This is a genomic window from Nocardioides donggukensis (assembly GCF_014842875.1).
GTDB classification, from domain to species: Bacteria; Actinomycetota; Actinomycetes; order Propionibacteriales; family Nocardioidaceae; genus Nocardioides; species Nocardioides donggukensis.
The window spans coordinates 506,945-526,928 of the sequence record NZ_JACYXZ010000003.1 but is presented as its reverse complement, the minus strand read 5'-3'; the positions used below and the strand labels follow the sequence as shown (position 1 = coordinate 526,928).

The 19,984-nt window shown below is 71.6% G+C and carries 16 protein-coding genes; 14 read left to right on the top strand and 2 right to left on the bottom strand.

Going from position 1 to position 19,984, the window contains the following annotated elements; genetic code table 11:
• The first annotated feature begins 5 nt into the window (after nt 1-5).
• The 3 genes from pth to IE331_RS12745 all read left to right on the top strand — a co-directional run bounded on the left by pth (nt 6) and on the right by IE331_RS12745 (nt 3,150).
• Nucleotides 6-602: an aminoacyl-tRNA hydrolase gene (pth, locus tag IE331_RS12755; RefSeq protein WP_192143787.1), complete on the top strand. Its 597-nt coding sequence runs from the start codon at nt 6-8 to the stop codon at nt 600-602.
• 587 nt (nt 603-1,189) lie between these two features.
• The gene (locus tag IE331_RS12750; RefSeq protein ID WP_192143786.1) at nt 1,190-2,302 is read left to right on the top strand and encodes an exopolysaccharide biosynthesis polyprenyl glycosylphosphotransferase; all 1,113 of its coding nucleotides are present in this window, start codon (nt 1,190-1,192) and stop codon (nt 2,300-2,302) included.
• 2 nt (nt 2,303-2,304) lie between these two features.
• Nucleotides 2,305-3,150, top strand: a complete 846-nt coding sequence (locus IE331_RS12745; RefSeq protein ID WP_192143785.1) for a glycosyltransferase — start codon at nt 2,305-2,307, stop codon at nt 3,148-3,150.
• Here IE331_RS12745 and IE331_RS12740 read toward each other — a convergent pair.
• Nucleotides 3,125-3,757 (bottom strand): acyltransferase, encoded by a 633-nt coding sequence (locus IE331_RS12740; protein ID WP_318646826.1) that lies wholly within the window; start codon nt 3,755-3,757, stop codon nt 3,125-3,127. The two genes, IE331_RS12745 and IE331_RS12740, sit on opposite strands and share 26 nt — an antisense overlap.
• A 113-nt stretch (nt 3,758-3,870) precedes the next feature.
• On the opposite strand from IE331_RS12740, the gene IE331_RS12735 reads away from it, so the two are divergent.
• From IE331_RS12735 to IE331_RS12685, 11 genes are all read left to right on the top strand, one after another.
• A complete protein-coding gene (locus IE331_RS12735; protein WP_201931756.1) occupies nt 3,871-8,568 on the top strand; it encodes a DUF4082 domain-containing protein in 4,698 nt (1,565 codons plus the stop codon).
• Between the two features lie 73 nt (nt 8,569-8,641).
• Entirely contained in the window at nt 8,642-9,643 is a 1,002-nt protein-coding gene (locus IE331_RS12730; protein ID WP_192143782.1) for an NAD-dependent epimerase/dehydratase family protein, read from the top strand.
• Nucleotides 9,640-10,212, top strand: a complete 573-nt coding sequence (rfbC, locus tag IE331_RS12725) for a dTDP-4-dehydrorhamnose 3,5-epimerase (protein ID WP_192143781.1) — start codon at nt 9,640-9,642, stop codon at nt 10,210-10,212. The genes IE331_RS12730 and rfbC overlap by 4 nt, the downstream gene beginning before the upstream one ends.
• On the top strand, nt 10,209-11,321 hold the full coding sequence (locus IE331_RS12720) for a DegT/DnrJ/EryC1/StrS family aminotransferase (RefSeq protein ID WP_192143780.1): 1,113 nt from the start codon (nt 10,209-10,211) through the stop codon (nt 11,319-11,321). The genes rfbC and IE331_RS12720 overlap by 4 nt, the downstream gene beginning before the upstream one ends.
• A 35-nt stretch (nt 11,322-11,356) precedes the next feature.
• The gene (locus tag IE331_RS12715) at nt 11,357-12,469 is read left to right on the top strand and encodes a Gfo/Idh/MocA family protein (RefSeq protein WP_201931755.1); all 1,113 of its coding nucleotides are present in this window, start codon (nt 11,357-11,359) and stop codon (nt 12,467-12,469) included.
• Nucleotides 12,469-13,728, top strand: a complete 1,260-nt coding sequence (locus IE331_RS12710; RefSeq protein WP_404821750.1) for a rhamnosyltransferase WsaF family glycosyltransferase — start codon at nt 12,469-12,471, stop codon at nt 13,726-13,728. The genes IE331_RS12715 and IE331_RS12710 overlap by 1 nt, the downstream gene beginning before the upstream one ends.
• Entirely contained in the window at nt 13,725-14,375 is a 651-nt protein-coding gene (locus IE331_RS12705) for a NeuD/PglB/VioB family sugar acetyltransferase (protein ID WP_192143777.1), read from the top strand. Before IE331_RS12710 ends, IE331_RS12705 begins: the two co-directional genes overlap by 4 nt.
• A gap of 1 nt (nt 14,376) precedes the next feature.
• Complete coding sequence (locus IE331_RS12700) at nt 14,377-15,429, top strand: glycosyltransferase (RefSeq protein ID WP_225580117.1); 1,053 nt, start codon at nt 14,377-14,379, stop codon at nt 15,427-15,429.
• The gene (locus tag IE331_RS12695) at nt 15,426-16,892 is read left to right on the top strand and encodes an oligosaccharide flippase family protein (protein WP_192143775.1); all 1,467 of its coding nucleotides are present in this window, start codon (nt 15,426-15,428) and stop codon (nt 16,890-16,892) included. Before IE331_RS12700 ends, IE331_RS12695 begins: the two co-directional genes overlap by 4 nt.
• A complete protein-coding gene (locus tag IE331_RS12690; RefSeq protein WP_192143774.1) occupies nt 16,889-18,034 on the top strand; it encodes a DegT/DnrJ/EryC1/StrS family aminotransferase in 1,146 nt (381 codons plus the stop codon). Before IE331_RS12695 ends, IE331_RS12690 begins: the two co-directional genes overlap by 4 nt.
• Nucleotides 18,031-18,936, top strand: coding sequence for a glycosyltransferase family 2 protein (locus tag IE331_RS12685; RefSeq protein WP_192143773.1), 906 nt, complete (start codon nt 18,031-18,033; stop codon nt 18,934-18,936). Before IE331_RS12690 ends, IE331_RS12685 begins: the two co-directional genes overlap by 4 nt.
• Here IE331_RS12685 and IE331_RS12680 read toward each other — a convergent pair.
• On the bottom strand, nt 18,926-19,873 hold the full coding sequence (locus IE331_RS12680; protein ID WP_192143772.1) for a right-handed parallel beta-helix repeat-containing protein: 948 nt from the start codon (nt 19,871-19,873) through the stop codon (nt 18,926-18,928). The two genes, IE331_RS12685 and IE331_RS12680, sit on opposite strands and share 11 nt — an antisense overlap.
• Nucleotides 19,874-19,984 lie beyond the last annotated feature (111 nt).

Genomic DNA, 19,984 nt, shown 5'->3' with positions numbered 1-19,984 from the left:
CAGCCATGACCGCGACCACCGACGTGTGGCTGGTGGTCGGGCTGGGGAATCCCGGCCCGACCTATGCCCGACACCGGCACAACGTCGGCCACCTCGTGTGCGAGGAGCTGGCCGACCGCATGGGAGCGCCCTTCAAGGCGCACAGGTCGCGGCAGGCCGACGTCGTGGAGGGTCGGGTGACGGCACCTGGCACGCCCGGGCCGCGCGTGGTGCTGATGCGCCCGCGGTCCTACATGAACACCTCCGGCGGGCCGGTCTCGACCGTGGCCGGCTTCTACGGCGTGCCGCCCGAGCGCATCGTCGCCGTCCACGACGAGCTCGACCTCGACTTCGGCCGGCTCCGGGTCAAGCTCGGCGGCGGCGACAACGGGCACAACGGGCTGCGCTCCCTGCGCGGATCCCTCGGCACCGGCGACTTCCACCGGGTGCGGGTCGGCATCGGCCGCCCCCCGGGTCGCCAGCCGGTCGCCGACTACGTCCTGTCGGACTACTCGACGGCGCAGCGCAAGGAGCTGCCCTTCCAGGTCGCGGACGCCGCCGACGCGGTCGAGTGCCTCGTCACGGAGGGTCTCGCGCAGACCCAGCAGCGCTTCAACACCTGACCCCAGGGACGCCCTCTGGGGTTCTGTGGGTGTGCTGCGGCCACCCCAGTGCCCCTCCCCTGGGGACTGCGTGGCCCAGTTGACCCGCCCCCCAGTAACCGAAGTGACCCTCCCAGTCTTGTCTCCGAACCCATTCCCGTCGCTCCTACCCGGCGCAAGACTCTTCTCGTGCCCAGGGGAACGAGGGGTGGGCGCGTCAGACAGGTGGGGGAGCAGTGACGGCATCACAGATCCGTCCGTCGGTGGCGTTCCATGACGCCGACATCAGGACGGTGCCAGGGACGGGGAGGGGTGGAGGCGCAGGTCGCCTCCTGATCCCGCCGCCACGGCGCGAGCGGGACGTCGCGGTTCCGGGCCTTGCGAGGCCCGGAGCCGCGGTGCCGGCCCGTCGACGGCGTCCTGTGGTGCAGGAGCTCCCGCTCGCACTTCTCGTATCGGTCCCGGTCGGCCTCGTGCTCGGCCTCGGATGGCCGGTCGTCGTGGGGGCCCTGGGCGTCTGGGCCGTCGCCGTCTATCACTCGTGTGCGGGCTCGACCGCACCCGGATGCCCGCCCTTGCGGGGCCTCCCGGCCGCGGTCACCCCCCCCATGGCTGCGGTCGGGTTGGCATCCGGGGTGACCGGTGTGTCGTCGGAGGCCGTCCTGTCGGCGGCCGTGATGCTTCTGATGGCGACCGCCGTGGTGCTCGGCGTCCGTCTCAGCCGTGGGGCCAGGCCGACCCGGGTGGTCGTCGTGGGGGACGGGACGTCGCTCGAGCGGGTGGTGTCCGGCTGGCCGGAGGACCCGGCGATGACGGTGGCCGGGGGGTGCGTCGTCAGCGGCCTGACCTCGGTCGGTTCGCTGCGCCAGGTCTGCGAGGCCCCCGTGGCCATGGGCCTGCACCGGCTGCCCGACCTCGTCGAGGACTCGGGGGCGGACCTGGTGCTGGTGGCGAACGGGACCGATCCGGCGCTGATCCGCGAAGCAGCCTGGCGGCTGGAGCGGACGGGGGTGCCGATGGCGATCATCGGCGCGCTGGACTTCGTGAGCCCGCACCGGGTCAGTGCCACACAGGCGTTGGGGACCACGTTGCTGAACGTCAGCCCGAGCCGGCCGTCCGCGGGGGGACGTCTGGCCAAGGCGGCCATCGACAGGGTGGGGGGTGTGCTGCTCCTGGGGGTGGCGCTCCCCGTCCTGGCCCTGCTGTTCCTGCTGGTCCGGATCGACTCCCCGGGCAACCCGGTCTTCCGGCAGACCCGGATCGGCCGGGACGGCGTGCCGTTCCGGATGTTCAAGCTGCGGACGATGTACGTCGACAGCGAGGCGCGGCTGGCCGAGCTGCTCGACCGCAACGAGGTCGACGGGAACCTCTTCAAGATCCGGCACGACCCGCGCGTGACCCGGATCGGCAGCTTCCTGCGCCGGTCCTCGCTCGACGAGCTGCCGCAGCTGCTCAACGTAGTGCGCGGCGAGATGTCGCTGATCGGTCCCCGTCCCGCCCTGCCGGAGCAGGTCACCCGCTACGACGACACCATCCGGCGTCGGCTCGCCGTGAAGCCGGGGATGACCGGCCTCTGGCAGGTCAGTGGCCGATCCGACCTCCCCTACGACCAGGCAGTGCGTCTGGACCTGCACTACGTCGACAACTGGCGCCTGTGCGACGACGCCGTGATCGCGTGCCGCACCGTCGGTGCCGTCATCAGTCCACGGGGGGCCTACTAGCCGTGGACTTCCTTGCCAGCGTCGTGATCCCCGCCCACAACGAGGAGGCGGGGATCCTCGCCACCCTCGACGCGCTCCACACCGGCCTGGGCACGGACGAGCTCGAGGTCGTCGTGGTGTGCAACGGCTGCACGGACCGGACCGCCGCGGTGGTGCGCGAGGCGTACACCGCCGTCCGGGTCCTGGAGATCCCGGAGCCGTCCAAGGCACAGGCCGTCGCGGTCGGGAACGCCGCCGCCACGCGGTTCCCGCGACTGCACCTGGACGCCGACGTCGTCGTCTCGGCGTCGTCGCTGCGGATGCTGCGCGCCGCCCTCGGAGCCAAGGGCGTGCTCGCCGTCGGCCCCGGCCGCTCCATCGACCGCACCGGCAGCAGCCGGGCGGTGGCCTGGTACTACGACGTCTGGGAGCGCCTGCCGCAGGTGCGGCAGGGGCTGTTCGGTCGCGGTGCCTACCTGCTCAGCGAGGAGGGCCAGGCCCGGGTCGAGGCCCTGCCGGCCCTGATGAGCGACGACCTGGGGATCTCCGAGGTGTTCGCACCGTCGGAGCGGTGGGTGGTCGAGGCCGCCGAGGTGGTGATCCGGCCGCCGCGCACGCTCGCGGACCTGCTCCGTCGCCGGATCCGGGTCGCGACCGGCAACGCCCAGGCCAGTGCCCTCGGGGTGCGCACCGCGGCGTCCCGGACCAGCCTCACCACGTTGCGACACCTCGCGCACGCGGAGCCGCGGCTCGCGCTGCGGATGCCGCTGTTCCTCTCGGTCGCGACCGTGGCCCGGCTCAGGTCGGCGCGGGCCGTGCGGGCCGGCGACTTCACGACCTGGCTCAGGGACGAGAGCTCCCGTGCCTAGCGCCGTCCTCCGTGAGGAGGCCATCGACCTCGCGGTACCCCATGCCGGTCCGGGGGCACACGAACCTGCCCTCGCCCCGGTCCTCCAGCGGGACGCCGGCGCGGCCGACCCAACGGACCCGACGGGCGGGCACCCCCGCCACGAGCGCGAAGTCGGGGACGTCAGCGGCAACGACCGCGCCGGCGGCCACCAACGCCCAGCGGCCGATGCTCACCGGGGCCACGCAGACCGCCCGGGCGCCGATCGCGGCGCCCTCGCGGACCAGCACGCCGACGGCGTCCCAGTCGTCGGCCGACTTCAGCACGCCCTCCGGGGTGACGGCGCGGGGGAACTCGTCGTTGGTGAACACCACCGCCGGACCGACGAAGACGCCGTCCTCGAGCACCGCGGGCTCGTAGACCAGAGCGTGGTTCTGGATCTTGCAGCGGTCACCCACCCGGACGCCGGGGCCCACGTAGGCGCCGCGGCCGATCACACACTGCTCGCCGATCTCGGCGTGCTCCCGCACCTGTGCCAGGTGCCAGACGACCGTGCCTGCCCCGATCTCGGACTTCTCGTCGACATCGGCGGATACGGCCACGCGCGCGTCAACCTCGGGCGTTTCGATCTCGGGCACGGGGATGTTCCATTCGGTCTCGGTCCAGCTGAAGAGGTATTGCCATGCTAGGTGCAGCGTCATCCCGCCGCACTCGGATCAGGGCTGTCGTCGCCGCCCTCGCCGTGGCTGCGGCCACGCTCGTCGTCCCGTCCCTCGTGGCCGCCCCCGCGAACGCCGCCGACCCCTGCGGGCCGTCGGGCAACAAGATCGCGTGCGAGAACTCCAAGCCGGGCTCGCCGACCAGTGAGTGGGACGACTTCTACGGAGCCGGGGACGACTCCATCCAGGGCTTCTCCACCGAGATCAGCGTCAACGTGGGGAACCGGGTCGACTTCAAGATCGACACCGACGCCTCGCAGTACTCCGTCACGATCTACCGGCTCGGGTACTACGGCGGCATGGGGGCGCGGAGGATCGCCAACGTCACCCCCTCCGCCTCGCTCCCGCAGAACCAGCCGCAGTGCATCACCGATGTGTCCACGGAGCTCTACGACTGCGGCAACTGGGGGGTCTCCGCGTCCTGGAACGTGCCCTCGACGGCGGTCTCCGGTGTCTACATCGCCCGACTGCACCGCCCGGACACGGGCGGCGCCAGCCACATCACCTTCGTCGTCCGCGACGACGCGAGCCACTCCGACCTGATCTTCCAGACCGCCGACACGACCTGGCAGGCCTACAACGAGTACGGCGGCTCCAACTTCTACACCGGCGGTGCCAACGGCCGGGCCACGAAGATCTCCTACAACCGCCCGGTCCTCACCCGGGGTGGCATCGGCGGGCGGGACTTCTTCTTCGCCAACGAGTACCCCATGGTCCGGTTCCTGGAGCGCAACGGCTACGACGTCAGCTACCAGTCCGGGATCGACACCGACCGCCGCGGCCAGCTCCTGACCAACCACAAGACCTACCTCTCGGTCGGGCACGACGAGTACTGGAGCGGTGCCCAGCGCGCCAACGTCGAGGCCGCCCGTGACGCCGGCGTCAACCTGATGTTCCTGGCCGGCAACGAGATGTACTGGCGGACCCGCTACGAGCCCTCCGCGGACGCCAGCAACACGCCGTATCGGACCATCGTGTCCTACAAGGAGACCTGGGAGCAGGCGAAGATCGACCCGTCGCCGCAGTGGACGGGCACCTGGCGGGACCCGCGGTACGCACCTCAGGGCCAGGGCGCCGGCAGGCCCGAGAACGAGCTCATCGGCACCATGTACATGGTCAACCACGACGACCTCCCGGTGACGGTCAATGCCGACGAGGGAAAGCTGCGGCTGTGGCGGAACACCCCGCTGGCCTCGCTGCCGGCCGGTGCGACCAGACAGCTGGCACCACACACGATCGGCTACGAGTCGAACGAGGACGTCGACAACGGGTTCCGGCCCCCGGGGCTGATCCGGCTCTCCACCACGACGGGTCCGACACCGCAGTACCTGCAGGACTTCGGCAACAACGTCGCGCCCGGGACCACCACGCACCACCTGACGATGTATCGCGCCTCCAGTGGGGCGCTGGTGTTTAGCGCCGGATCGATCCAGTGGACCTGGGGCCTGGACGCCGTCCATGACTCCGACTTCGCGCCCGAGCCGGCAGACCCGCGCATGCAACAGGCCCAGGTCAACCTGCTGGCCGACATGGACGCCCAGCCCACGACGCTGCAGTCCGGGCTGGTGGCCGCGACGAAGTCGACCGACACGACCGGGCCGACCGCGGTGGTGAACACCCCGGCCGCCGGAGCAGCGAGGCCTAACGGCGTCCAGGTGACCGCGACCGGCACCGCCAGCGACGTCGGAGGCCGGGTCGCCGGGGTCGAGGTGTCCACCGACGACGGGGCGAGCTGGCACCCGGCCACGGGCACCACGTCCTGGTCCTACAGCTACGTCCAGCACGGGCAGGGCACCGTCCCCCTGAAGGTCCGGGCCGTGGACGACAGCGCCAACATCGGCCCCACGGCCACCCGCAACATCGCCGTGAGCTGCCCCTGCTCGGTGTTCGGCAGCACCGTGCCGGAGACTCCCTCCGCGAACGACGCGGGCGACTACGAGCTGGGCCTTCGGTTCGCGCCCACCACCGACGGCTTCGTCGACGGTGTCCGCTTCTACAAGGGACCCGCCAACACCGGCACCCACACCGGGACCCTGTGGACCACGCAGGGACAGGCGCTGGCCCGCGCGACCTTCACCGGGGAGACGGCGACCGGCTGGCAGTCCGTCACCTTCGACACCCCGGTCGAGGTGACGGCGGGGACCACCTACATCGTGTCCTACACGGCCCCGCAGGGCGGGTACGCCGTCCAGCCCTGGGCCTTCGCCTCCAAGCCGACCGTCGCGCCGCCGCTCGCGGTGGCCGGAGGCTTCGAGTCCCCGCCCTCCGGTGTCTTCGCCAGCGCCGGCCGGTTCCCGGACCGCAGCTCGCGCAACGCCAACTACTTCGTGGACGTCCTGTTCACGACGCTGGGCGAGGCTCCACTCATCGGGACTCAGCGCTCGCCGCTGCCCGGATCCACCAGCGTGCCGCTGAGCACCACCGTCGGCGCGAAGTTCAACAAGCCCGCGTCTGCGGTCTCCGTCCGGCTGGAGGACCCGAACGGCAACGTGGTGTCCGGCAGCTCCACCTACGACGCCGGCCCCCGGACGGTCACGTTCACCCCGTCAGCGCCACTCGACGGGTTCGTGACCTACACCGCGACCCTTCAGGGCCAGGACGACCAGGGGAACCAGGTGAGCGAGGGCAAGACCTGGTCGTTCACCACGGCCAAGCCGCCGAACGCACCAGGAGTCTGCCCCTGTGGGCTGTTCGACGACTCCACGATGCCGCAGGTGATCGACTCGGGCGACACGAGCGCGGTCACGCTGGGGATGAAGTTCAGTGCCGACCGGAACGGATCCATCCTCGGAGTCACCTTCTACAAGGCTCCCGCGAACAAGGGCACCCACACCGGGGCGCTGTGGACCACGTCGGGGTCGCTCCTGGCCCAGGGGACGTTCACGGGCGAGTCGACCGCCGGCTGGCAGACACTGCTGTTCGACGAGCCGGTGCCGATCACCAAGAACACGCAGTACGTCGCGTCGTACCGCACCAACGTCGGGCACTGGTCGGCCAACATGGACCAGTTCCGCAACGCCGGACTGTCCCGGCCGCCGCTCCAGGCGCCGCGGGAGGCGGGTGCCTACACCTACGGGACCGGCTTCCCCAGCAACTCGTCCTCGCACAGCTACCTGGTCGACGTGGTCTACGAGCGGGGTGCGCCGACGATCGCGGTGGCCGCCCAGGACCCGGCGCCCGGCGCGGTCTCGGTGCCCCGGGGCACCTCGATCAAGATCGACTTCACCGAGCCCATCCAGTCCGGCTACTCCATGCAGGTCGAGCACCTGACCGGCTCGGGTGCCACCCCGATCGCCGGGGCCACATCGCTGGCGCCGTCAGGGAGCAGGCTCACGTTCGTGCCGTCCGCGAAGCTCCCGGCCGACGCCGACATCCGGGTGCGGGTCTCGGGCGTGACGTCCACGGAGGGGGCCGCCCTCGCGGACCAGACCTGGACGTTCCGCACGCGCACCCCGGACGGGGTGGACAGCCAGACGCTGTTCAGCGACGAGGTGCCGCAGGTGTCCGCCGCGACCACGGACGGGTCGTCGGTCGAGCTGGGCACGGCGTTCACACCGGCCAAGAACGGCACGATCACCTCGCTCCGGTTCTTCAAGGGCATCGGCAACAACGGGACCCACGTGGGCTCGCTCTGGTCGTCCTCAGGGGTGCGCCTGGCGACGGTGAACTTCACCAACGAGACCGCCTCGGGATGGCAGACCGCCGTCCTGCCGTCACCGGTCCCGGTGACGGCCGGGACGACCTACGTCGTGTCCTACCTCGCACCGCAGGGTCACTACGCCTACACGCCGGCGTTCTTCGCCGACGGCTGGAGCAAGGGTGACCTGAGTGCGCCGGCGACCAACAACGGTCGCTACCTCTACGGCTCCGGCGGCTTCCCGACGTTCTCGCACAACGCCACGAACTACTTCGTGGACGTGGTGTTCGCACCGGACCCGCCGACGGTGTCGATCGACTCGAGGAACCCGAGCCCGGGAGCGACCGACGTACCCAGGAGCGCCACCCCGTCGGTGACCTTCAGCGCTCCCATCGAGGACGGCTGGGCCATGCGGATCGAGGCGGGCGGCGCAACGGTCCCGGGCTCCGCGACGCTGTCGGCGAACGGCAAGAAGATCACCTTCACACCGAGCTCGTCCCTGGCCGCGGACGTCGAGCACACGGTCACGCTCACCGGGGTGGTCTCCACGGAGGGCGCGGTCCTGGGCACCAGGACCTGGACGTTCCGCACCGAGGCGGGAACCTCGGTGATGACCTCGCTGTTCGAGGGCGTCACCCCCGCGACGCCGGCCGCGAACGACGGCAGCGCCGTCGAGCTCGGCGCCGCGTTCACGCCGTCCGTCAACGGCTCGGTGACCGCCATCAAGTTCTTCAAGGGCACGGGGAACACCGGCACCCACACCGGCCGGCTGTGGTCGGCGTCGGGGACGCTGCTGACCACGGTGACGTTCACGGACGAGACGGCCACCGGGTGGCAGACCGCGCAGCTGCCCACGGCCGTCCCGCTCACGGCAGGCCAGACGTACGTCGTGTCCTACCACGCGCCGAACGGTCGGTACGCGGTCACCGGGGCCTACTTCAGCAGTCCGCGGACGGTCGGCCCGCTGACCGCCCCGGCGAACAACAACGGGCGCTACCGCTACGGCAGCGGCGGGGTCTTCCCGACCTCGTCGTGGAACGCGTCGAACTACTTCGTGGACGTGGTGTTCCGGCATACGCCGTGACCTCGTCGACAAGACGCCGGCAGCGCGAGTGCTGCCGGCCGACAGTCAGGAGAGACAGATCAAGGGGGGAACGATGAACGACAAGCGATCCGCGCGTCTGCGCGGCGCCCGAGTGCTCGTCACCGGAGGTGCCGGCACCATCGGCTCGACGCTGGTCGACCAGCTGCTCGAGGCTGGGGTCGGCCACGTCGACGTGCTGGACAACCTGGTCCGCGGCCGACGCGACAACCTGGCGGCGGCACTACCGTCCGGTGCGGTCCGGCTGGTCGAGGGGGACATCCGGGACCGGGACCTCGTGCACGACCTGACCCGCGGTGCGGACCTGGTCTTCCACCAGGCCGCGATCCGGATCACCCAGTGCGCCGAGGAGCCACGGCTCGCCCTCGAGGTGCTGGTCGACGGGACCTTCAACGTGTTCGAGGCCGCCGCCGAGCACCGGGTCGCCAAGGTCGTGGCCGCCTCAAGCGCCTCGGTCTACGGACTGGCCGAGGAGTTCCCCACCACCGAGCGGCACCACCACCACAACAACGACACGTTCTACGGTGCGGCGAAGTCGTTCGGGGAGGGCATGCTCCGCCACTTCCGGGCCGCGAGCGGGCTCAGCCACGTGTCGCTGCGCTACTTCAACGTCTACGGCCCCCGCATGGACGTCCACGGCGTCTACACCGAGGTGCTGGTGCGGTGGATGGAGCGGATCGCCCGGGGCGAGGCGCCGATCATCTTCGGCGACGGCCGCCAGACGATGGACTTCGTCTACACCCGCGACATCGCCCGCGCCAACGTGCTGGCCGCGGCGGCGGACGTGCACGACGGGGTCTACAACATCGCCAGCGGGACCGAGACCAGCCTGCTCGGGCTGGCCGAGGCCATGCTCCGCGCCACCGGCTCCGAGCTGGGGGTCGAGTTCGGACCCGATCGGCCGGTCAACGGGGTCACCCGACGCCTGGCGGACGTGGAGGCCGCCCGCCGGGATCTCGGGTTCGAGGCGGCGGTCGGGCTGGAGCAGGGCCTGCGCGAGCTCGTCGAGTGGTGGCAGGCGGAGCGGGCCGAGGTGGCCGAGGCGGTGTCGTCGTGAGGATCACCGCGTCCGAGGAGAAGCTGCCCGGCGTCCTGCTCCTCGACTACGAGGTCTTCGCCGACGACCGCGGTTTCTTCTACGAGTCCTACAGTCGCCGGAAGTTCGCCGACCTCGGGATCGACCTCACCTTCGTCCAGGACAACCACTCCCGCTCCCGCGCCGGCGTGGTCCGCGGGCTGCACTACCAGGCGCCGGGGTCGGAGCAGTGGCGCCTGGTGCGGTGCACGGTCGGTGAGATCTTCGACGTCGTCGTGGACCTGGACACCGGGTCGGCGACCTTCGGCCAGTGGATCGGGGTGCGGCTGAGCGCGGAGAACCGTCGCCAGCTGCTGATCCCGCCCGCCTACGCCCACGGGTTCGCGGTGGTCTCCGAGGTGTGCGAGGTGCAGTACAAGTGCAGCGCACTGCACGACCCGGCCGCGGAGCGCGCCCTCGACCAGGCCGACCCCGACCTGGCCATCACCTGGCCGGTCACCGAGCCGATCACGTCCGCCAAGGATGCCGCGGCACCGTCCTTCAGGGCCTACCAGTCCGATCCCGACTTCCCGCAGGGGTGGAACCGATGATCCCGATCACCCGACTCAGCATCGGCGAGGAGGAGGCCCGCGCGGCCGCCGACGTCGTCCGCTCCGGCTGGCTGATGAACGGACCGCAGACCGCCGAGTTCGAACGGCTGGTCGCCGAGTACGTCGGCGCCGAGCACGCGGTCGCCGTCAGCAGCTGCACGACCGCCCTGCACCTGGGACTGGTCGCCGCCGGGGTGCAGCCCGGGGACGAGGTGATCTGCCCGTCCTTCAGCTTCATCGCCACGGCCAACGCCATCCGGTACGTCGGGGCCACGCCGGTCTTCGTCGACGTCGACCCCGGGACGTTCAACATCGACCCCGAGCTGATCGAGCCCGCGATCACCGAGCGCACCACGGCGATCCTGCCGGTGAGCCAGATCGGCCTGCCGGCCGACATCCCGGCGATCATGAAGATCGCCGCGCGGCATGGGCTGACCGTGGTCGAGGACGCCGCCCCCTCCTTCGGGGCCACCGTCCACGGACAGCGACTCGGCACCCTGTCGGACATCACCTGCTTCTCGTTCGACGCCCGCAAGATCCTCACCACGGGGGAGGGCGGCATGGTCACCACCGACGACGGTGGGGTGGCCGACCGGATCCGGCTGCTCCGCGCCCACGCCGCCTCGGTGTCGACCGCCGACCGCGACCGGGCCGGCCGGGTCATCCTCGAGACCTATCCGGAGGTCGGGTTCAACTACAAGATCACCGACATCCAGGCCGCCATCGGCGTGGTCCAGATGGGTCGGGTGGACGAGATCGTCGCGGAGCGGCGCCGGCTGGGGCGTCGCTACGACCTGCTGCTCGACCGGGTCGACGGCGTGGTGGCACCGCTGGTGCCCGAGGGCTTCGAGCACGTCTACCAGTCCTACAACGTGCGCCTGGAGACCGACCGCACCCAGGAGCAGGTGATGACCGACATGCTCGACCTCGGCGTCGCGACCCGCCGGATCTTCGCCATCCACACCCAACCGGCGTTCCGTCGGCCCGAGCAGCCGGACCTGCCGGTCACGCTCGAGGCGGCCGACCGGACCATCCTGCTGCCGCTCTTCGTCGGGCTGACCAACGACGAGCAGGACCAGGTCGTCGACGCCCTCGGGAAGTGCCTGTGAACGCCATGGACCCGATCAACGGACGGAGCAAGAGCATGTCACGTGAACGACTCGGCGTCGCCGTCGTCGGCGCCGGCTACTGGGGCCCGAACCTGATCCGCAACTTCCTCGCCTCCGAGGACTGGGAGCTCCTGGCCGTCTGCGACCTCGACGTCGACCGGGCCCGGTCCATCGTCCGCGACCGCCCGGATGTCGCGGTGCTCTCCTCCCTGGAGGAGACCCTCGCCCTGGACGGACTGGACGCGGTCGCGATCGCCACGCCGGCCGGCACCCACCGGGGACTGGCGATCCAGGCGCTGCGGCACGGCAAGCACGTCCTGGTGGAGAAGCCGCTCGCCCACGACGTCGAGAGCGGCAGGGCGATGGTCCGCACCGCGGCCGAGAACGGACTCGTGCTGATGGCCGACCACACCTACTGCTACACCCCCGCGGTCACCAAGATCCGGGAGCTGGTCGCCGACGGCGCCCTGGGCGAGGTGCTCTTCATCGACTCCGTCCGGATCAACCTCGGGCTGATCCAGCCCGACGTCGACGTGTTGTGGGACCTGGCGCCGCACGACCTCTCGGTGTTCGACTTCATCCTGCCCGGCGGTCTCGACCCGGTCGGGGTGTCGGCGCACGGCGCCGACCCGCTGGGCGCGGGCAAGGCCTGCGTCGGGCACCTCAACCTTCCCCTCAAGAACGGCGCCATGGCGCACGTGCACGTCAACTGGATGAGTCCGACCAAGATCCGGCAGATGGTGATCGGCGGGTCCGAGCGCACCCTGGTGTGGGACGACCTGAACCTCGTCCAGCGGGTCAGCGTCTACGACCGCGGAGTCGAGCTGATCGACAAGCCGTCCAGCGGCGCGGAGCGGGCGGCCCGCACGATCGCCTACCGGGTCGGCGACACCTGGGCGCCCGCGCTGGAGGAGAGGGAGGCGCTGAGCTCGATGGTCGGGGAGTACGCCGCGAGCATCCGCGAGCGCCGTACCCCCCGCACGGACGGGACGGCCGGGCTCCGGATCCTCGGCATCCTCGAGGCCGCCGGCCAGAGCATGGCGATGTCGGGCGGGATGGTCACGCTGGAGGGCCGCGACCCGGGAGCGGACGGGTCGCGGGAGGACGGCCGCACGCTGGTCGGATCCGGGGGGAGGGTCGGCGCGTGATGGCTCGGCCACGGGCGGGCACGGCCTGGGCCTCCAAGGTGCGCCAGGAGGGACCCCGTGAGCTCGCGGCCAGGGTGGCACGGCGAACCTACCGGCGCCTGGATGCCGGGCGGCTGGAGTTCCCCCTGCTCGAGGAGGACGTCGCCGACTCGGCGGCGGTCAGCGCACCCACCCCGGTCCCGGTCACCGGGGCGCTGCGGGTCGGCTGGCTGGTGACGCCACCGGGTCTCGGCTCCGGGGGCCACACGACCCTCTTCCGGATGGTGGAGGCCATGGAGGCCGCCGGGCACCGGTGTGTGGTGGTGCTCTACGACCGCCACCACGGGGACCCCGTCACCCAGGCGAGCGTCATCCGGGAGGGTTGGCCGGACATGCGCGCCGAGATCCGCGGCGTCGACGAGGGATTCGCCGACCTCGATGCCTGCGTGGCGACGAGCTGGCCGACCGCCCACGTGCTGGCGCGCCGCGCCACCCGGCTGCACCGGTTCTACTTCATCCAGGACTTCGAGCCGTTCTTCCACTCCCGCGGCGCTGACTACGAGCTCGCGGCCGAGACCTACCGGTTCGGCTTCACCCACATCGCCCTGGGTCACATGGTGCAGGACCGGCTGCTGCACGAGGTCGGTGCCTCCTCGCACATGGTCCCGTTCTCGTGCGACACCGCCACCTATCGCCTAGAGAACCTCCGAGCGCGCGAGGGGGTCGTGTTCTACGCGAGGCCGGGCAACCCCCGACGCGGCTACGAGCTGGGGCTGAGGACGCTCCGCGAGCTGCACCGACGCCGGCCCGAGCAGACCATCCACCTCTTCGGGGACGATGCCGGCGACACCGACTTCCCCGTCGTGCGCCACGGCCGACTCACCCCCGCCGAGCTGAATGCGCTCTACAACTCCGTGGCGGCGGGTCTCGCCCTCTCGTTCACGAACATCTCCCTCGTGGCCGAGGAGATGCTGGCCGCCGGCGCCATCCCGGTCGTGAACTCCTCACCCGACGCCCGCGCCGACCTCGACAGCCCGCACGTGGCCTGGGCGGCGCCGTCCCCCGGGGCCCTGGCCGACGCGTTCTGCCGGGTCCTGGACCATCCGGACCCGGCCGGCCGGGTGGTCCACGCGGCCGGCAGCGTCAGGGCGGACAACTGGGCTCGCCCGGGGCGGGAGCTGGTCGAGATCGTGGAGGCGGCGACGGCTGGGGGGCTGGCTGGGGGGCCCAGGGGATCGATGCCGACCCTCGAGGGAGCGGAAGGGCGGAGCGGGTCATGAAGCTGATCGTCGTGGCTGCGAGTGGGTTGGCGCGGGAGGCGCTCAACGTCGCACGGCTCCTGGGCCGGGCGACCGAGGTCCGGATGCTCGACGACGATCCCGGGCTCTGGGGGACGAGTGTCGGCGGCCACCCCGTCGTGGGAGGCCTCGAGCTCGCGGGCGAGTACGACGACCACCAGTTCCTGGTCTGCGCGGGACGGGGGTCAGCGCGGCGGGGGATCGTCGATCGCCTGGCGAGGCAGGGTGTCACCCGCGACCGCTACGCACCTTTGGTTCACCCGGACGTGCGCGTCCCGGTCGGGTGCAGCGTCGGGCGGGGCAGCGTGGTGCTGGCCGGCGCCGTGCTCACCGCCGACGTGCGGATCGGCGACCACGCCGTCGTCATGCCGCACGTCACGCTGACCCACGACGACGTGGTCGAGGACTTCGCCACCCTCTGCGCCGGCGTCGCCCTCGGAGGCGGTGTCCGGGTACGGCAGGGGGCCTACCTGGGCATGGGCTGCTCGGTCCGGGAGGGGCTCGTGGTCGGGGTCGACGCCACGCTGGGCATGGGCGCGACCCTGGTCCGGGACCTGCCCGACGGGGAGACCTGGGCCGGGACCCCGGCCAGGTCGCTCGAGTCCTCGCGACTCCTGGGCGGTGCCTGAGATGCGCGTCCACCGGCCACAACCCCTCCGCTCCCGGCCCACGGTGGCGGTGGTCATCCCCTGCTACAACTACGGTCACTTCCTGCCGGACGCGGTGGCCAGCGCGCTGGACCAGGACGGCGTCGACGTGGAGGTCCTCATCGTCGACGACGCCTCCACCGACGACAGTGCCGACGTGGCCCGGTCGCTCGCGGAGGCGGACGCCAGGGTGCGGGTCCTGGTGCACCCGGCGAACACCGGGCACATCCAGACCTACAACGACGGCCTGGCCGTGGTCGGCGGCGACTACGTCGCCCTGCTCTCCGCGGACGACCTGCTGACCCCGAACTCACTCACCCGGGCCGCGGCACTGATGGAGCACCATCCCTCGGTGGGCCTGGTCTACGGCTTCGCCCGGTCCTTCTCGGACCATCCCCCGGCGACGTCGGGCGAGACCCGGAACTGGTCGGTGTGGAAGGGGGACCAGTGGCTCCGGACCGCCGCTCGCAAGGGCCGCTGCTTCCTGCAGAGCCCGGAGGCGCTGATGCGCCGGGAGGCGCTCGACCAGACCGACCTCTACGATCCGCGGCTTCCCCACTCCGGTGACTTCGACATGTGGATGCGGACCGCGGCCACCTGGGACATCGGACGGGTCAACGGTCCTGCCCAGGCCCTCTACCGGGAGCATGCCAACAACATGCACCTGACCACGTACGCCGGCTGGCTGACCGACCTGCGGGAACGACGGACGACCTTCCAGGTGCTGTTCGACGAGCGGGAGCCGGACCGCCCTGACGTCCAGGCGCTTCGGCCGGTGGCTGCCCGGGCGCTCGCGCGTGAGGCGGTGCGCCGCGCCCTGGCCGCCCACCGGGAGCTTCCCGACTCCGGCGAGGCGGAGGCCCTGATGGCCTTCGCGGCGACCACGGACCCGACGATCCGGCGCACCGTCCGGTGGCGCGGCACCCGGCTGGTGCTGCGCCCCACGTGGCCGGCGCCGGCGAGTCTGGCCCACCGGTTCGGCGAGCGGGTGCGGATGCACCTCACCTGGCGGTACTGGCGGCGGTACGGCACATGAGTGTGGTGGATGCGCCCGACTCGGCGGCGTCGCGGGTCTCCCGGGGGCTGGGCTGGAGCCTGGTCGGCAGTCTCGTGCTGCGGATCGGCAACTTCGCGGTCAGCATCGTGGTGGCCCGGCTGGTGGTGCCCGAGGAGTTCGGGATCTTCGCGGTCGCCCTCACCGTGTGGACCATCCTGGGCATGCTGGCGGAGTTCGGCCTCGGCACCGACCTGATCCGGTCGCGCGACCCCGAGAGGCGGGCGCCGACGGTGGCCACGCTCGCTGCCGCGGCGAGTGCCGGCCTGGCGATCACGATGGCCCTGGGGGCCGACTCGCTGGCGCAGCTGTTCGAGAGTCCGGGGTCGGCCCCGGCGATCCGGCTGATGGCGGTCGCGCTCGGGCTGTTCGGTCTGACGGTGGTGCCCTCGGCGTTCCTCACCCGCGCCTACCGGCAACGGGCGCTGTTCCTCATCAACCTCACGGGACTGGTCGTCTCCACCACGGTGGTGGTCGTGGTCGCGCTCGATGGCTCCGGTGCCCTGGCCCTGGCCTGGGGTCAGATCAGCAACTACCTCGTGCTGGTCGTGGGGCTGCACGTGGTGGCACGGCGCCGCCCGCGCTTCGGGTTCCGTCCCGAGGTGGCCAGGGAGTCGGTGGCCTTCTGCCTCCCGCTCGCGGTGGCCAACCTGCTCTCGTGGCTGCTGTTGAGCGTGGACAACCTCATCGTCGCCCGGGAGCTCGGCACCCACCAGCTCGGCCTCTACGTGCTGGCGTTCAACGTGTCGTCCTGGCCCATGGCCGCCATCGGGCAGGCGATCCGGGTGGTCGCGCTGCCGGCCTTCTCGAGCCAGGAGTCGCCGGTCGAGCGCAACCGTGCCCTCCTGCGGTGCAGCGCGCCGCTCTTCGCGGTCGCTGCCCTGATGGGGATGGTGCTGGCCACCCAGGCGACGTCCGTCGTCGCCCTCCTGTACGGCGACCGCTGGCTCGGCGCCGCGACCGCGCTCGCCGGGCTGGCGGTCTTCGGTGCCGTGCGCGTGCTGCTGGACCTGGTGGCGACGTTCCTCATCGCCGTCGGCACCACCCGGGCCGTGCTCGGCGTCCAGGTCGTGTGGCTGGTCGCCATGGTTCCCGCGATGTGGCTGGGCGTGCGTTGGTTCGGCCTGGCGGGCGCGGCCTGGACCCACCTGGTGGTGGCGCTCGGCGTCGCGCTCCCGGCCTATGCCGTGTGCCTGCGACGGGTCGGCGTGGACGCGGGGGCGTTCGTCCGCGCCTGGACACTGCCTCTGCTCGCGGCGATCCCGGCCACCGGAGCCTGCCTGTGGGTGGCGACCTGGGACCTGGCGCCACTCCCGGGACTGCTGGTCGGCGGGACCACGGCTGTCGTGCTCTACGCGCTTCCACTCGCACCGTGGTGGCGCGGTCGGATCCAGGTCCTCCGCGCCCATGCCTCAGGAACCGACGACGAACGGAGCTCGACATGACCGATCCGGCGCAGGCCCGTGGTCCCATCCCCTTGGTGGACCTGGGGATCCAGACCCGGGAGATCCTCGCTCCGGCCATGGCGGCCATCCACGAGGTGCTGGAGTCCGGCTCCTTCGTGCTCGGCCCCGCGGTGCGGCGCTTCGAGGAGGAGTACGCCGCGTTCTGCGACGTGGACCACTGCGTCGGCGTCGCGAACGGGACCGATGCCGTCGAGCTGGCCCTGCGCGCGGCGGAGGTGGGTCGCGGGGACGAGGTCATCGTCCCTGCCAACACGTTCGTGGCCACCGCCGAGGCGGTGGTCCGGACCGGGGCGGACCTCGTCCTGGCCGACTGCGACGACGACGGTCTGATCGATGTGTCGCGAGTGGCCGACCGGCTGACGAACCGGACCCGGGCCGTCGTGGGCGTCGACCTCTACGGGCAGGTGGCGCCCTTCGACCTGCTCGCTGAGGCGGTCGGCGATCGGGTGGTGCTGGTCGAGGACGCAGCCCAGGCGCAGGGCGCGACCCGGCACGGTCGGCCCGCGGGGTCCTTCGGGCTGGCGGCCGGCACCAGCTTCTACCCCGGCAAGAACCTGGGTGCCGCAGGTGACGCGGGCGCGGTCACGACCGACGACCCGGTCGTCGCGGACCGGGTGCGGGCACTGCGCAACCACGGCGGGGTGAACCGGTACGAGCACCGGGTGGTGGGTGGCAACTCGCGGCTGGACTCGATCCAGGCGGTGTTCCTCTCCCTGAAGCTCCCGCACCTGAAGGAGTGGAACGAGCAGCGGGATCGGGCTGCGGAGTCCTACCGGACGCTCCTGTCGTCGGTCCCCGGTGTCCGGACGCCGCGCACCGCACCGGGCAACACCCACGTCTGGCACCTGTACGTCGTGCGGGTGCCCGACCGTGATCGGGTGCTGGCGGCGCTGAACGCGGCGGGCATCGGCGCCGGCATCCACTACCCGATGCCGGTCCACCTGCTCCCCGCCTTCGCTCATCTGGGACACGGCCCGGGCTCGTTCCCCGTGGCTGAGCGGTTGGCGGAGGAGATCATGTCCCTGCCCCTGTTCCCCGGGATCACCGGCGGTCAGGTCGAGCGCGTCGTGGACGAGCTGCGCGGGATGTTGGCGCCGGACCCGGGTCGGGACCGGACATGAGCCGGACGTCCACCGGGTCCGGCGCCCACCGGTCGGTGACCGACGTGGCGGTGGTGATGGTGACCTGGAACAGCGCGGAGCACCTGCCGGTGGCGCTGGCGAGCCTGGAGGCGGGTCTGCGGGGGCTCAGGTGGAGACTCGTCGTGGCCGACAACGACTCCGCCGACGACACGGTCGCCGTGGTGCGCCGACTGGCGCCGGACGCGGCGATCGTGCACACCGGGCGGAACGCCGGCTACGCCGCCGGACTGAACCTGGCCATCGATCGCGCCGGGGAGGCCGACGCCGTCCTCTGCCTGAACCCCGACGTCCGGCTCGAGCCCGACTGCGTCAGGACCATGGTCGAAGCGGCCCAGCACCCCGGAGTCGGCATCGTGGCGCCACGGCTGGTCGACGAGCAGGGGCGTCTGCACCGCTCGCTCCGCAGGGAGCCGCGGGTGACCCGAGCGCTGGGGGAGGCGCTGATCGGAGGCTCACGGGCCGGGCGGTTCGGGATCACCGGCGAGGTGATCACCCGGCCGGAGGCCTACGAGTCAGGACGCGACGTCGACTGGGCCACCGGTGCCGTGCTGCTGGTGACCTCGGCGTGCCAGCGGGCCACGGGCCCCTGGGACGAGTCGTTCTTCCTCTACTCGGAGGAGACCGACTACGCCCTGCGGGCCCGCGACGCCGGCTACACCGTCCGCTACTGCCCCGAAGCCGTCGCCATGCACGTCGGCGGCGACTCGGGGGTCTCGAGCCGGTTGTACGCCCTGCTCACGGTGAACCGGATCCGCCTGTACGGCATGCGGCACGGCCGCCTGCCCACCTGGCTGTTCCGGGGCGCCGTCGTGCTCGGGGAGCTGGTGCGCTCCCGGCGTCCGGTCCACCGTGCGGCGCTGAGAGCGGTGGTCAGGGCCTGACGAGACGTCCGCGGCGCGGACCGTCGACCCAGGTGTTGTCCGACCACGTGTTCCCGCGCTTGCGCCAGTCGTAGACGACGCCGTAGTAGCCCGAGCGATCGAAGAACCGGGTGGAGAAGACGTTCTCGGTGATCCGGATGCCCTTGCGCTTGCCCCGCGTCTCACCGGTGCCGGAGTAGACGGTGTAGCCGCCCCCGGCCAGGTAGTTGCGGCGCAGCTTGCCTGCGGAGGGGGCGTAGCGCGAGTCGCCGACCCAGACGGCGGCGGTCTGGCCCTTCTGGTTCAGGATCGTGTTGCGGCGGATCCGCCACCCGGTGTGCCCGTCGGCGGTGACGGCGTCGTAGTGCGAGGACCTGTCCCCGGCCAGCTTGTGGATGAGCGAGCGGGCCAGGATCGAGTCGTCGCCGAGCCGGACACCGTCCTCGGAGCCGCGGACCTCGACCTTACGGGCGATGAAGTCCCCGCCGTTGATGGCCGCGATCCCCGCCAGGGTGTACGGCGCCTTGCCCTCGACCGTGGAGTGCTCGATGCGGAGGTTGTCGCCGTAGTTCAGGATGCCGTAGTAGTCACCGGTCTTGATGAAGACGTTGCTCAGGGTGACGTTGTCGGCGCGGATGGTCATCTGGCCCGAGATCACCCGGTTCTTGATCACCGCGCCGTTGCGGGTGACGGTGCGACCCTGCATCGGCTTCAGGGTGCCGGAGTGCCCGGTGTTCTCCGGGTTGGGCCATCCGGCCGGGATGTAGCGTTCCGAGGTGGTCGACTCGGCCTGCGTCGCGGCGGTGGCCGACGAGCCGAGCGCGGCGGCGGTCGTGGTGCCAGGACCTGCCGCGGCCTGGCTGCCGGCCACGAGTGCGATCGCTGCGCCGAGGGTGGCGACGCGGCGCCGCGCGCGGGGCTGCACGCGACGATGACGGGGGGTGGGGGTGGGGGTCATGCCGAGATTCCTTCGATCTGTCGGACAGTGCCGTGACGGTCACCCCTGGGGGTGCCGCGCGCCACACTAGGGAAGAGATCGAAAAGTTACAAACCGGACATGTCGTCCGGT